The following is a 14050-nucleotide window of genomic DNA, read 5'->3' on the forward strand; positions in this document are numbered from 1 at the left end:
GTCGATGACGACCACCTTCCGCCCCGTCGCACCGGACGCACTGACCGGCCTGGTGGCCGACCGTGCCGCCGCCGCGCCGGGTGTCCGGTCGGTCGCGATTTCCGGCGCCGATGCGACGGACCCGGTGGAGTTCGCCGAGCGGGTGGCAGCCCGCCTGCGGCTCTCCGGTCGTCCCGCTGCGGTGGTGTCGCTGCACGACTTCGTCCGACCGGCCTCGCTCCGCCTCGAGCACGGCCGTCGCGACGACTACAGCTACCGAACCGGCTGGTTCGACTATCCCGCGCTGCAGCGCGAGGTCGTGACGGCGCTCCGTGAGCGACGGCGGTGGCTGCCCCGGCTGTGGGAGGAAGCCACCGACCGTTCGGCACGGGCGTCGGTCGTCGAGGCCGGCCCCGGTCAAGTGGTCCTTCTCGCCGGTCCGATGCTGCACGGACGCGACCTCGGCACCGACGTCGTCGTGCGGCTGATGCTCTCCCGCAGTGCCCTCGAACGCCGCACCGCGTCCGACGACCTGTGGACGATCGATCCGCTGCTCGAGCACGATTCCGCGAGTGACACCGCAGCGGACATCATGGTGCGCTACGACCACCCCGACCGCCCGGCTGTGTCGGACCGACCGTGAACACGACGACGGCCCGCACCCCGAGGGGCGCGGGCCGTCGTGAACCGAAGATCAGGCCTTGGGCAGCAGGCCCCAGTTCTCGAGGCCGTCGTACAACGGGAAGTCCTGGGCCAGCTTGGAGACGCGGGCACGCAGGGCCGGGACGTCGGCGTCGGCGCCGTTGGCCAGCGCGGTCGCGATGATGTCGGCGACCTCGGTGAACTCGGCATCGCCGAAGCCACGGGTGGCCAGGGCCGGGGTGCCGATGCGCAGGCCCGACGGGTTCATCGGCGGACGCGGGTCGAACGGCACCGCATTGCGGTTGACGGTGATACCGATCTCGTGCAGCAGATCCTCACCCTGCTGGCCGTCGAGCTGCGAGTGACGCAGGTCGACCAGGACCAGGTGGACGTCGGTGCCACCGGTGAGGACCGAGATGCCGTTGCCGGCGACGTCGGCGCCACCGAGACGCTCGGCGAGGATCTTCGAGCCGGCCAGGGTGCGCTCCTGGCGGGCCTTGAACTCGTCGGTGCCGGCGATCTTCATGGCGACGGCCTTCGCGGCGATCGCGTGCATGAGCGGTCCGCCCTGCTGGCCGGGGAACACCGAGGAGTTGAGCTTCTTGGCCCACTCCTTCTTGGCCAGGATCATGCCCGAGCGGGGGCCACCGAGGGTCTTGTGGACGGTGGTGGAGACGACGTCGGCGTGCGGGACCGGCGACGGGTGCAGACCCGCGGCGACCAGACCGGCGAAGTGCGCCATGTCGACCCACAGCTTGGCGCCGATCTCGTCGGCGATCGAGCGGAACGCCGCGAAGTCGAGGTGACGCGGGTACGCGGACCAGCCGGCGATCAGGACCTGCGGCTTCTCACGCAGCGCGGTCTCGCGGACCTGGTCCATGTCGACGACGTGGGTGTCCTCGCGGACGCCGTACGACGCGACCTCGTACAGCTTGCCGGAGAAGTTCAGCTTCATGCCGTGGGTGAGGTGACCGCCGTGGGCGAGGTCCATGCCCATGAGCTTCTCGCCCGGGTTCATCAGCGCCATCAGCACCGCGGCGTTGGCCTGTGCGCCGGCGTGCGGCTGGACGTTCGCGAACTCGGCACCGAAGACCTCCTTGGCGCGGTTGCGCGCCAGGTCCTCGACGACGTCGACGAACTCGCAGCCGCCGTAGTAGCGGCGACCCGGGTAGCCCTCGGCGTACTTGTTGGTGAGCACGCTGCCCTGGGCCTCGAGGACGGCGCGGGGAACGAAGTTCTCCGACGCGATCATCTCGAGGGTGTCACGCTGACGCGACAACTCACCCGCCATCGCGGTGGCGACCTCGGGGTCCAGTTCGGCGAGGGACGCGGTGTTCACGTCGGTGGCAGGCACAGCAGTCATCAGCGAATCTCCAGGCTGGATTGCGGAAGTATCCCCTCCAGTCTAAGGACGACGCCGTTCGCTCCCCAAAGCGGCTCCGTCGGCGGCCACCAGCTCGTCCCGGAGCGCGCCCGGGGTGAGCGGCTCGTCGAGCAGTCGCCGGAACCGCTCGGAGCGTTCCGGGCCGACGGGCGCACGGTCCAACCAGGCGCCGAGCAACCGGTAGCCCTCGACGTACGTGCTGATGTAGGCCCGCCACAGCGGCGACGACAGGAACCGAAGGCTCTGCTTGGCCCGCTCGGGACTCGACAGCGTCCAGCGCTGCAGGAACGCGGCGACGTCGTCGGCGTCGGCGCCGCGGTCGTGCAGCATGAGCGCGGCATCCTGGCGCACCGCCAGCAACCCGCTCGACGCCGCCGACAACTCCTCCGCCCGGTCGCCGTCGAACCGCAGCCCCAGGTCGGCGTAGATCTCCTGCGCCCAGCGCCCCCAGCCCGAACCCGATTCACGGCCCGCCGTGGTGCCCACGATGGACGCCAGCGCCAGGTCCGCGAGCCCCTCCGCCATGAGGCACTGCGGGGTGTTGACGACGAACAGCGTCTGTTCGAGCTGACCGGCGCCGACGAGTCCGGCCTCCTTGCGGCAGTGCTCGGTGTGGTGGCCCGGGTAGGACTCGTGCGCGATCAGCCGCGGCAGGTTCGACATGTGCTGGTCGAGGTCGGAGTTGATCGCGACGGTGGACCGGTAGCCGCCGAGGTAGTAGTTGAAGCCGGACCACGGCTTGTCGCCGACCACCTCGTAGTCCACCCGCTCGGTCTCGGGCAGCGTGTACTCGGCGCGCACCCGGTCCCGCAGGGCGCTGTTGAACGCCTCGACGCACGCGCCCAGCCGATCCGGCGGGATGCGGTCGGCCGCGCGGTGCGCCTCCATCCGTTCCGCGAGCGTGCCCGGACCGGGCAGGACGGCGTCCATCCGCCGGTGCGCCTCGCGGTACTCGTCCTCGCTGCCCGGTTCGATCCGCACGTCGAAGTAGGCGGCGACCTCGTCGACGAAACCGATGTCGTCGCCCGCGAACTTGCGGGCCGAGCACTCGAGCGCGGTCAGGTGCGCGTCGAGGAAGCGCGTCCGTTCCTCGGAGAAACCGGCTCCCGCGAGTTCCGCCCGCAGGGTTCGGGCGTCGGCGACGAGCCGACGCGGATCCGGACGAGACTCGTTCTCCACCTGGCGACGCAGGGCCGGGTCGCCGGTGTAGGCGTCGACGAAGCCCTCTTCCAGGCGGTCGAACCGCAGCCCCAGCAGGAGGTAGTCGCGCACCAATGCGTCCGGTTCCATGATGGGGACAGTAGTCCGTCACCTGTGGTTACACCGGTCCGTCACCCACGGTTTCCACCGCGAGGCGGACCCGGCGCAGCGGGCTCCTGTGGTTGCGAGCACAATTTGCGTCATGCACCTGCCTTCCCCCAGCACGCGCATGCGCCGATCGCAATCGAGGCGACTCTTCCGAGAGGTGCAGCGATGGCACGGGTGAGCGAATCCAGCCCCTACGTCGAGTTCGACCGCAAGCAGTGGCGCAAGCTCCGCAAGTCGACGCCGCTCGTCCTCACCGAGGAAGAACTCGTCGGCCTCCGCGGCCTCGGCGAACAGATCGACCTCGACGAGGTAGCCGAGGTCTACCTCCCGCTCGCGCGTCTGATCCACCTGCAGGTCGCCGCCCGTCAGCGGCTGTTCGCGGCCACCGCAACGTTCCTCGGGGACAAGCACCCCGACCGTCAGGTGCCGTTCGTCATCGGCGTCGCGGGCAGCGTTGCGGTCGGCAAGTCGACCACCGCCCGCGTGCTGCAGGCCCTGCTCGCCCGCTGGGAGCACCACCCGCGCGTCGACCTCGTCACCACCGACGGCTTCCTCTACCCCACCGCCGAACTGACCCGCCGGGGCATGATGCACCGCAAGGGCTTCCCGGAGAGCTACGACCGCCGCAAACTGCTGCGGTTCGTCACCGAGGTCAAGTCGGGCGCCGAAGAGGTTGCGGCCCCGGTGTACTCGCACATCTCGTACGACGTCATCCCGGGCCAGTACCACCTCATCCGGCAGCCCGACATCCTCATCATCGAGGGCCTCAACGTACTGCAGACCGGCCCGCGACTGATGGTCTCGGACCTGTTCGACTTCTCGATCTACGTCGACGCGCGCATCGAGGACATCGAGGCGTGGTACATCAAACGTTTTCTGGCGCTGCGTAAGACGTCGTTCGCGGATCCGAACGCGCACTTCCATCACTACGCGGCACTGTCGGACGAGCACGCCACCCTCGCGGCCGAGGACATCTGGAACTCGATCAACCGGCCGAATCTCGTCGAGAACATCCTCCCGACCCGTCCGCGCGCAACACTGGTGCTGCGCAAGGACGCCGACCACACCATCAATCGCCTGCGCCTGCGCAAGCTCTGATCGGGTCGCGGGTGTTCTTTGCGTCCCCCTCCAGACGCAAAGAACACCCGGGTCTACAGGCCCGCGTACGCCTGCGCGACGTAGCCCTCGGTGCGCGGCGCACCGAGGAGTTGCGGGGTCATCTTGTTCATCACGTACGCGAACGTCATCCGGCGATCCAGGTCGTTGACGACGATCGAGCCGCCGTACCCGGTCCACCAGCACACCCGACCCTCAGGGATCGACGGGTGGATCGCCGGCGCGGGCAGCGCGTAGCCGAGGCCGAATCGCAGTGCCGCGCCGAGTACCTGGTCGACGCCGTCGGACTGGACCTCGAAGATCCGGTCGATCGTCTCGGGCCGCAGCAACTGCTCCCCCGACGCCGTCCGGCCGCCGTGCGAGACGACTGATTGGGCGAGCGCCACAGACCGCGCATTCCCGTGCCCGTTGGCGCCGCCGATCTCGGCGCCGCGCCACATCCGGCTCGACGTCTCCGGCACCGGGATCACCGGGTTGGCCATCGTCTTGACGAAGACTCCGTCGGGCGGCAGTGCCGCATAGTCGAATCCGGTGGGCGGCGGCGCGATCAGCGGGGCGACCCGCGGATCGACGTCGGTCGGGACACCGATGAGATAGTCGGCCCCGCACGCCGCCGCGACCTCGATCGCGAAGAACTCGCCCAGACCGATACCCGTGATCCGGCGGACCATGCCGCCGACCAGGTGCCCGAAGTTCGTGGCGTGATAGCCGGACGCGGTGCCGGGCTCCCACCACGGCGCCTGCTCCGCGAGCAGATCCTCGCCGCGGACGGCGTCGCAGATGTCGGCGAGGGAAACCGGTTGCTGCCACCCGCTCACGCCCGACGTGTGGCCGAGGACATGGCACACCAGCACCCCGTCCTTGCCGTTCGCCGCGAACTCCGGCCAATAGCGGGCGACGGGAGCGTCCAGCTCGAGTTGCCCGCGGTCGACGAGCAGCAACGCGGCGAGCGTGGTCATGGTCTTGGTCAGCGAGTACGTGTTGGCGACGGTGTCCTTGACCCAGGGCGCGCCGGTGTCGACGTCCGCGACCCCGCCCCACAGGTCCACCACCGTCTCGCCGTCGGCCACCACGCACACCGACGCACCGGCGTCGGTGCCGTCGTCGAGGTTGCGCTGCAACAGGTCTCGCAGACCCGAGAACGCGGGGGCGGCGAACCCCTCGACGGCCGTCACCGCGCGCCGACCGGCGTCTGCTGCGCCCGCTTCTCGCCGGTGGCGATCTCCTTCTTCAGGTCCCGCACGTACCGCGCGAAGTCGACCTGGATGGTGTGCCGCGGCGTCTGGTAGTACTGCGCGAGGCTGGCCGCGTCGTCGATCCCGATGATGCGGCGCATCTCGTCCTCGGCGGGCGGCTCGTACGCGCCGGTGAGCACGCCGGCGACCAGCTTGCTCTGTTGCTCGGCCAGATTGACGATCGTCGGCGACGCCTGCGCGAGCCCCATGAAGAACAGGTTGTCGACGCCCGGCTGCATGATCCGCTTGAACAGCGGAAAGCGGTGCTGCGCATCCGGTTGCAGCGACGGATCGTCGAAGAACGGGAAGCTCATGTTGTAGCCGGTGGCGCACACGACGACGTCGGCGGGAATCCGCCGACCGTCGACGAGCCGGACGTGATCGCCGTCGAGCGACTCGATCGCAGGAACGCACGTCAGGTCCCCGGAACCGGCCTTGGCGAGGAAGTCGATGCTCACCGACGGGTGCGCGCCGAGCGGCTAGTGGTCCGGCTCGGGGAGACCGTAGTCCTGCATCTGCCCCAGCGACTTCTTGATCTTGCGCCGCGCGATAGCCAGTCCCAGCTTCTTCGGCATCCACGGCGGCATCATCATCTTGTCGGCCGGCTTGCCCTCGCGGTACTTGGTCAGCACCCAGACGCCGCGTCGGGCAGATACCCACACGTGCTTCGCGATCGACCGATGCGACAGCTCCGAAGCGATATCGAGCGCCGAATTGCCCATGCCGACCACCACGACGTTCTTGCCGCGCATGTCGATGGGGTCGAACACGTTGAGGTAGTCGTGGCTGTGGATGATCGAACCGTCGAACGTGCCCGGGTACTCGGGCATCCGCGGATCCCAGTGGTGCCCGTTGGCCACGACGAGCGCGTCGTAGGTGCGGGTCTCGCCGGTGTCGAGCGTGACATCCCAGGTGCCGTCCGCGTTCCGCTGCGCCTTCTCCACCATCGTCCCGAACGTGATGGTCTCGCGCAGGCCGAACTTCTCGACGTAGTCGCGGAAGTAGTCGTGCATCAGCGAGTGGTGCGGGAAGTGCGGCCAGTCCGTGGGGACCGGGAAGTCCTCGAACTGCAGACGAGTCGACGACGTATCGATGTGCAGGCTCTCGTAGCACGACGACATGCCCGTGGGGTTCTTGTAGTACCAGTTGCCGCCGACGTCGTCGGACGCCTCGAAGCAGTCGTAGGGGATGCCGTGGTCCTTGAGCCTCTTGGCCGTGGTGAAGCCGGAACAGCCGGCGCCGATGATGCACACCTTGGGTAGCTGGGGCATTGAAGCTCCTTTCCCACAATCGGATTGCGGCAGGCAACAGATGGGACGTGATCCACGTCATAGAACCGGACTCGCTGACATACTGTCAAGCGAATGTTCGCGGGGGTGGAATCGGGCGCCTCCGTACGATGCGAGCGGAGGTGTGCGATGAACGAGACCGAAGCAGTGCCCGCCAGGAAGACGACACTGCGGGACGAGCAGAAGCGACTGACACGTCGACGCCTCCTCGACTGCGCGCGGGACCTGTTCGCCGCGAACGGCTATGCGGCGGTCAAGATCGACGACATCGCCTCCGCGGCGGGCTGCAGCCGGGCCACGTTCTACCTGCACTTCACCGGTAAGACCGACATCCTGCGCAAGATCGGATCCGAGTCGATGGACCCGCGCGCCGCATCCGTCTACGCCGATCTCGACGACGTCCTGGGGACCGGTTCGCGCACCGAGTTCACCCACTGGGTCGAGCGCGCCATCGACTGGTTCGAGCGCAATCGCGCGATCCTGCCGGCATGGGACGAGGCCCTGGTCCTCGAGCCCGATTTCCGGGAGCCCGCCCGGGAAGCCATCGCGGCGCTACCGGACGCGATGCCGACCTACCTCACCCGCTGGGGCACCGATCGCGAGCAGGAGGCGCGGCTCCGGATCGAACTGCTCGTCACACAACTCGAGCGGTTCTTCACCCGCTGGGCAGTGCAGGGCACGATCGAGATCCCCCGCGACCAGGCCGCGGAGGTCCTCACCGACATCTGGTTCCCCGCCCTCACCCCACCGGCGAACTGACGACGGTCAGGCTCCACTGCGTCGATGACGGCGGCTACGCACCGAAGCGACGGTGCCGCGCGGCGTAGTCGCGCAGCGCCCTCAGGAAGTCGACGCGCCGGAACTCGGGCCAGTACGCCTCGGTGAACCAGATCTCCGAGTACGCGCTCTGCCACAACAGGAACCCCGACAGCCGCTGCTCCCCCGACGTGCGGATCACCAGATCAGGGTCGGGCTGACCCGACGTGTAAAGGTGACCGTCGATGCCCTCGACGCTCATGGCCTTGACGAGGTCGTCGCCGGTCAGCCCCTCGGCCAGCTTGTCGCGAAGCAGGGACTGGACGGCGTCGGCGATCTCCTGCCGGCCGCCGTAGCCGACGGCGACATTGACGTGCGTGCCCGTGCGGCCCCGCGTGCCCTCGGCAGCCTCTCGCAGCCGCCGCGCCTGATCCTCCGGCAGCAGGTCGAGCGTGCCGACGATCTTGACACTCCAGTTCTTGCCCGGCTTCGAGATCTCCTCGACGACCTCGGTGATGATCTCGAGGAGCGTGTCGAGTTCCTCGGGCTCGCGCCGCAGGTTCTCGGTGGAGAGCAGGTAGATGGTGGCCATCTCGATCCCGGCCGCATCACACCAGCGCAGCAGTTCCGCGATCTTGCGGGCGCCCATCCGGTGCCCGTGGCTGACGTCGGCGAACCCATTCTCCCGCGCCCAGCGGCGATTGCCGTCGCACATCACCGCCACATGGCGCGGATGCTGTAAACCGTCGAGACGGCGCAACAGCCGTCGCTCGTAGATGCTGTACAGCAGGCCGCGCAACTTCACCTGGACATCACCACGGGATCAAAGACTACGCCGCGAACGCGTCCCACCGGCGCCGAGCACCCGAGTGTCGCGCATGCCTCACTGCCGACACCCTTCCAGGTTACGGAACCGTAGGTTACTGTTGCGTAGGTTTTGCGGAGACTGTCCCATCGAGCGGAACAACAGACAGGGGCACGGAATGACGGCACTCGGACTCGACGACCTCCCGGTCAAGCCCCGCATGCGCGGATGGATCCACGCATGGTCGCTGGTCGTCGCGATCCTCGCGAGCGCCGTGCTCGTCTCGCTCGCCTTCTCGATCGAGGGCCCGCGCGCCGGGATCGCGACCCTCGTCTACGGCATCACCGTGTGCGGCCTGTTCGCGGTGAGCACGACGTATCACCGGATTCACTGGCACACGGTCCGCGCACGGACGTGGATGAAGCGCGCAGACCACTCGATGATCTTCCTGTTCATCGCCGGCAGCTACACCCCGTTCGGCCTGCTGGCGCTGCCACCGCGCACCGGCGCCGCCCTACTGACGGTGGTGTGGTGCGGCGCGCTCGCCGGCGTCGCGTTGAAGATGCTGTGGCCCACCGCCCCTCGATGGGTCGGCGTCCCGCTCTATCTACTGCTCGGCTGGGCGATCATCCCGGTGGCCGGCGAACTCGTCCGCGAGGCCGGTGTCGCCCCGATGGTCCTGCTCGCCGTCGGAGGCGTCCTCTACAGCGTCGGCGCGATCCTCTACGCGACCAAATGGCCGAATCCGTGGCCGCAGACATTCGGGCATCACGAGTTCTTCCACGCCGCAACCGCTGTCGCGGCCGTGTGCCACTTCGTCGCGGTCTGCCTCGTGGTGTTCGGGTAACCCCGCTCCCCGAAATCCCACCAAGCTCCGTAAAACGGTCTCGAAGCCCGCCCGGTCTGCCTACCCTGATCTGATCTGACCGGGGAGGAGCAGTGTGACAACCACCGAACGACCAGTAGGCGGAATCTCCAGGCTGGCACCGCAAGACGCCGAGTTCGTCTATCACGAGACCGAGGGTCATATCTCGAACTCGACGGGCATCTATCTGTTCGACACCACCGCCGAGGCCGCGCCGATCACCCAGGCCGAGGCCATCGAATGGATGCGCGAGCGGCTCGGATACAGCGGGGTCTTCACGCGACGCCTGCGGCACGTCCCGATGTCTCTCGACTACCCGGTGTGGGTCCCCGACCCCACACTCGACCTCTCGAATCACGTGATCGTGGAACGCGTCGACGGCCCCGGATGGGACGCGCTGCGCCACCACATCGCGAGATTCTCAGGCAAGCCACTGGACCTCACCCGCCCGCCGTGGCAGTTGCATTTCATCACCGAGGTCACCGGCATCGAAGGCCTACCCGACCGGATGACGGTCGCCGTGCTTCGCTGCCACCACAGTTCCGGGGACGGCCTCGCCGCACGAGACTTGGCGTTGCGCATCTTCGGCAGGAACGAGACCCATCCGCCGCTTCCACGGGAGACCGGAAGCTGGTTCGCGCCGGTCGAGTTCGTGAAGGCGCTCGGCCGGATCCCGGCAGGCTGGAGCGACTTCAGGCAGGGACTGACAGTCACCAAGGAAGCAGCAGACCGGGTGACCGAGCAGGTACGCGCCGGAACGATCGCGCCGCCCGGACCGAGACGCCCGGCAACCCGCTTCAACCACAAGCTGAGCGGTGACCTCACTTTCGACGTCGTGAGCTTCTCGCCGGACGACATCCGCACCGTCCAATCGGCAGTCGAAGGCGCGACATTCAACGACGTTCTCCTGGCGACGATCTCCGGGGCACTGGCCGCCTACCTGTCCGAGAAGGGTGAAACGCCCCCGGGCTCGCTGGCGGCGGTAGTGCCGATGTCCCTACGCGGCACGCGACCCGGAGTTGCGGACCAACCGATCGACAACCGCGCGAACCATCTCGCGTTGATGAGCGTTGACTTGCACACCGATGTCGGTGATCCGCTCGAACGGTTGCGCACGATCAACGCGTCCGTCCGCGCCGAGAAGAACCGCCACCGCAATCCCGACGTCCAGACCGCAGCCACCCGGATCGAGTCGTCGCCGGCCTGGCTGCTGCAACTGGTCGGCAAACTCATGCACCTACGCAAGCAACCTGAAGGCACCGTCGAAACCGTCAACACCATGGTCAGCAACATCCCGTGGACCGGCGACGATCTCGTTCTGCGCGGCGCACCCCTCGCCCGCAGTTTCGGAATCCTCGGGGTCATCGACAACGTCGGATTGCGACATCTGATCGTGTCGCATCACGGCGACGAGATCGAGATCTCGTTCTGTGCCGATACCGCGATGATGCCGGATACGGACCGATATCGGGAACTGCTGACCGCGTCCTTCCGCGAGTTGGTCAAGTGTTCAGAAAGCCCTGACCACAAGCGTTTCCGCGATTCACAACAAATTTCATGAAACCGACCCAATGCCTTGAACCGCTTGTTACCGTTCCGTATGTCAGGGGGCGAATAACCCAGGGCGGGGACTGCGGTATTCGATCCGAAACAGGTGAATCCGGATCTCTACCCGATCACTACACGACATCTTCAGGAGGACACTATGGGTTCACTCCAGGGAATCATGGGCGCGCTCGTCGAGGGCGGTTTCGGCTCGCTGGGCGCCGACGGGCTGCTCGGCACGTTCATCGGCTCCGCCGAGTCGGCCATCCAGGGCGGACTCGGTTCGCTCGGCGACCTGGTCGAAATCGGCTTCGGTTCGATCGAGAGTTTCTCGGCCGCCCCGCCGAAGTAATTCACAGCAAACCGAATTCCGGCTTCGACTCCAGATCTAGATGCTTCTGAGTCGGCAGTGAATCAGTTCCGAAGCCACACTCACCCCAGGTAAGGAGAATCATGGGATCCGTATACGAAGCCCTCGGCGTCTTCACCGGCAGCGCCGGCCCCGCGATCACCAAGGTGGTCAACTCCCTCTTCGCTCTGAGCGGCGGCACGAATCCGATGGAGAAGTAACTCCGTCGGCATCGATGCCACGACAGAAACGCCTATCGGGGCTCGCGCGAAAGCGCGGGCCCCGATATGTATGTGCGGAACACCCGCCCTGACGCACCTCCCTGGCGCAGTCAGCGTCAGCAGCGTTCCACTGAGGAGCGCGAATCCAAGACTCGAACATTCGGTCGGACAACATGATCGGGCACAAAGACCCTAGCTGCGACCGCCTTGCGGTCAAACATTCGACCAATTTACGAAACTGGTACAAACGTCGCAACGAAACCTCTATGTTTCGCCACTTGATCTTGATAGCGTCTCCGCCTGTCAAGTCGCGACTGCTCGCGACCGCTGACTGGTGCCCAAATCCAGGGCTCGCACTCGGGGATGGGGCCAATCATGGAACACGAAATCAGGAGGCGCACATGTCAGCTCTCGTCAACCCGTACCTCGGCGTGATCAACCACGTTCTGGCGGTCCTCTCCAGCGCGGCAGCAGCACCGTTCGGTTCGATCGGTGGCGCACTCGAAGACGGCGTCGCCGGCATCACTGCGAGCCTCACGGCCACCGGCTCGCTGGGCTGATCTCCCAGAATCACCTTCAGCCTGCGGGAATCGACTTCGCTCGCCGCGAACCGCTTCTTCGCGGGCTATCGAAAACACTCACCCGATTACTTAGGAGCATCATGGGGTCCATCGAGGCACTCAACAACCTGTTCGTCGGCAGCCTGCACAACAACCTCGAGAGCATCGCTGCCATCCTCTCCGCACTGAGCGGCGGCAACGTCGGCAGCACCATCCTGACGTAAGCATCGTTATTTCACACGGCGCCGTGCCTTCAGGTGCGGCGCCGTGTGGCATCTATACGTATCCCGGCCCATCTCCTAGACTCCTGGCGCGGCGCACGGTCGGTCCTGACGTCCGCCGGACCTCCTGCTACGCCGGCGTAAAGGACATCGAAAACCATGAGTCGCGGCAGTATCCACCAGCACAGCATGCGCACAACGCGATTCGCGTGCGCCCTCGCGTTCACCGCCGCACTGGCGACGGTCTCCGTAGCCACCGCGCCCGCATCCTTCGCCGGGGGCGTGCCCGCGCAGGCCGCGGCGTCGCAGGACGGTAAGGCCTCGATCGTCGCGTCCACCAACGTTTCCGATCGCCTGGTCCTGATGACCGTCGCGTCGCCGGCCATGGGCCGCGACGTCCCGGTGTACGTACTGACCCCGGCCGACCGGAGCCAGCCCCGCGGAGTCCTGTACCTGCTGGACGGCAACTCGGGGAAGCCCGAGAGCACCAACTGGCTCGACCCGGCCAAGGGCAATGCGCAGGAGTTCTACGCCGACAAGAACATCAACGTGGTGCTGCCGGTCGGCGGCACCGGCAGCCTCTACCAGGACTGGGCCCAGGACAACCCGAAGTTCGGGCGTGTCCAGTGGGAGACGTTCCTGGCGAAGGAGCTTCCCCCGCTGGTCGATGCCCAGTTCCAGACCAACGGCCGCAACGTGATCAGTGGAATCTCCTCCGGCGCACAGGGCGCCCTGATGCTCGCCGCGCGCTACCCCGATCTGTACGACGGCGCCGCGGGCTACAGCGGCTGCTATCTCACCGAGGGCCCGATCGGTAAGACTCTCACCGATCTGATCGTGTTGAACGGCAACGGCAACGCCGACCTCATGTGGGGACCGCAGGGCGGGGCAGCCTGGACCGACCACGACATGTTCCGCAACGCGCACCGCCTGGCCGGCAAGAAGGTCTATCTCTCCTCCGGCAGCGGACTCCCCGGCCCGTACGAGACCCTCGACAAGCCCGGACTCGCCGACACCGTCGTGGTCGGCGGCCTCCTCGAGGCCGGGTCGAACCTCTGCACCGATCAGCTCGCACAGGCGCTTCGGGACGCCGGCGCCGATGTCACCCGCAGCGCGCAGCCGGTCGGCGTCCACGCGTGGGGCTACTGGCGCGACGAGCTCGGCCGATCGTGGCCGACGATCGAGTCCGCCCTCCGGTAACAGTTGAACCCACTGTCGACCGAACAATTGGTATCGACAGGACGAACCGACCGTTCGTTGCTAGGGTGCGACAGGTACGCGCAATTGCGCGTGCAGAACTCGGCACTCGCATTTCTGTTGGGACCCCGACAGGAACGTGTGGCCGCAAACTGTCGGGAGAAAGAAATGGGTTCCTTAGCGAGCATCTTCGATTCCGTCCAGTCGATCGACCTGGCGGGAAGCACGGTCAAGGCCATCCTCGATTGGCTGGGTGGCGTCGTCACGAGCAGCGAAGCCTGACCCGGCCCACGCCTCGCCCGATGACCTGTGTGTGATCGCGTCGCGATCACGACCCGATTCGCATCATTCGACTGGCAGTGCCTCCCGTGGAGGCCTGCAAACAATCCGGAGGTTGGAAAATGAGCTCGCTTGCAGACCTGGTCAAGATCCCCGTGATGAGCATCGATGCCATCGGCGTCGGCCTGCTCAACTCGTTCCGTAACTTGATCGATTTTGCCGGCCTCGCCCTCAGCTGAGGTCACGCCGCAACGAGTACGTCAGCGAACGCCGTGGGCCCGTGCGTGTCTGCACGGGCC

General features: G+C 66.9%; 13 protein-coding genes and 1 pseudogene. 9 read left to right on the forward strand and 5 right to left on the reverse strand.

All coding sequences use genetic code 11. From position 1 onward, the window contains the following. Positions 1 to 4 precede the first annotated feature (4 nt). Positions 5 to 622, forward strand: coding sequence for a nucleoside/nucleotide kinase family protein (locus LCL87_RS01215; protein WP_225015770.1), 618 nt, complete (start codon positions 5 to 7; stop codon positions 620 to 622). A 51-nt stretch (positions 623 to 673) separates the two neighbouring features. On the opposite strand, the gene glyA is transcribed toward LCL87_RS01215, so the two are convergent. Together glyA and LCL87_RS01225 are read right to left on the reverse strand one after the other, a co-directional pair. Continuing rightward, positions 674 to 1984, reverse strand: coding sequence for a serine hydroxymethyltransferase (gene glyA, locus LCL87_RS01220; RefSeq protein WP_225015772.1), 1311 nt, complete (start codon positions 1982 to 1984; stop codon positions 674 to 676). A 42-nt stretch (positions 1985 to 2026) separates the two neighbouring features. After that, positions 2027 to 3295, reverse strand: coding sequence for a DUF885 domain-containing protein (locus tag LCL87_RS01225; protein ID WP_225015773.1), 1269 nt, complete (start codon positions 3293 to 3295; stop codon positions 2027 to 2029). Positions 3296 to 3478: 183 nt separating this feature from the next. On the opposite strand from LCL87_RS01225, the gene coaA reads away from it, so the two are divergent. Next, on the forward strand, positions 3479 to 4411 hold the full coding sequence (gene coaA / locus LCL87_RS01230; protein WP_225015775.1) for a type I pantothenate kinase: 933 nt from the start codon (positions 3479 to 3481) through the stop codon (positions 4409 to 4411). A gap of 53 nt (positions 4412 to 4464) precedes the next feature. On the opposite strand, the gene LCL87_RS01235 is transcribed toward coaA, so the two are convergent. Together LCL87_RS01235 and LCL87_RS01240 are read right to left on the reverse strand one after the other, a co-directional pair. Then, on the reverse strand, positions 4465 to 5604 hold the full coding sequence (locus LCL87_RS01235; protein ID WP_225015782.1) for a serine hydrolase domain-containing protein: 1140 nt from the start codon (positions 5602 to 5604) through the stop codon (positions 4465 to 4467). Then, a pseudogene (locus LCL87_RS01240) lies at positions 5601 to 6935 on the reverse strand (flavin-containing monooxygenase). Before LCL87_RS01240 ends, LCL87_RS01235 begins: the two are co-directional and overlap by 4 nt. Before the next feature lie 147 nt (positions 6936 to 7082). Between LCL87_RS01240 and LCL87_RS01245 the strand changes: the two are divergent. Next, entirely contained in the window at positions 7083 to 7712 is a 630-nt protein-coding gene (locus LCL87_RS01245) for a TetR/AcrR family transcriptional regulator (protein ID WP_225015784.1), read from the forward strand. Between the two features lie 34 nt (positions 7713 to 7746). Here LCL87_RS01245 and LCL87_RS01250 read toward each other — a convergent pair whose 3' ends face one another. Beyond that, on the reverse strand, positions 7747 to 8514 hold the full coding sequence (locus LCL87_RS01250) for an isoprenyl transferase (RefSeq protein WP_225015786.1): 768 nt from the start codon (positions 8512 to 8514) through the stop codon (positions 7747 to 7749). Between the two features lie 178 nt (positions 8515 to 8692). Here LCL87_RS01250 and trhA point away from each other — a divergent pair, with 178 nt between their 5' ends. The 6 genes from trhA (at position 8693) to LCL87_RS01275 (ending at position 13475) form a co-directional block, all read left to right on the forward strand. Next, positions 8693 to 9361, forward strand: a complete 669-nt coding sequence (trhA, locus tag LCL87_RS01255) for a PAQR family membrane homeostasis protein TrhA (RefSeq protein WP_225015788.1) — start codon at positions 8693 to 8695, stop codon at positions 9359 to 9361. 94 nt (positions 9362 to 9455) lie between these two features. Next, complete coding sequence (locus LCL87_RS01260) at positions 9456 to 10940, forward strand: wax ester/triacylglycerol synthase domain-containing protein (protein ID WP_225015790.1); 1485 nt, start codon at positions 9456 to 9458, stop codon at positions 10938 to 10940. A 144-nt stretch (positions 10941 to 11084) separates the two neighbouring features. Further along, on the forward strand, positions 11085 to 11276 hold the full coding sequence (locus LCL87_RS01265; RefSeq protein ID WP_225015792.1) for a hypothetical protein: 192 nt from the start codon (positions 11085 to 11087) through the stop codon (positions 11274 to 11276). 619 nt (positions 11277 to 11895) lie between these two features. Next, on the forward strand, positions 11896 to 12054 hold the full coding sequence (locus LCL87_RS01270; RefSeq protein ID WP_225015794.1) for a hypothetical protein: 159 nt from the start codon (positions 11896 to 11898) through the stop codon (positions 12052 to 12054). A 101-nt stretch (positions 12055 to 12155) separates the two neighbouring features. Next, positions 12156 to 12278, forward strand: a complete 123-nt coding sequence (locus LCL87_RS25700; protein ID WP_510850676.1) for a hypothetical protein — start codon at positions 12156 to 12158, stop codon at positions 12276 to 12278. A gap of 156 nt (positions 12279 to 12434) precedes the next feature. Further along, positions 12435 to 13475 (forward strand): alpha/beta hydrolase, encoded by a 1041-nt coding sequence (locus LCL87_RS01275; RefSeq protein WP_225015796.1) that lies wholly within the window; start codon positions 12435 to 12437, stop codon positions 13473 to 13475. Positions 13476 to 14050: the final 575 nt, after the last annotated feature.

It is taken from the genome of Prescottella equi (genome assembly GCF_020171745.1).
In the GTDB taxonomy this organism is placed as follows: domain Bacteria; phylum Actinomycetota; class Actinomycetes; order Mycobacteriales; family Mycobacteriaceae; genus Prescottella; species Prescottella equi_A.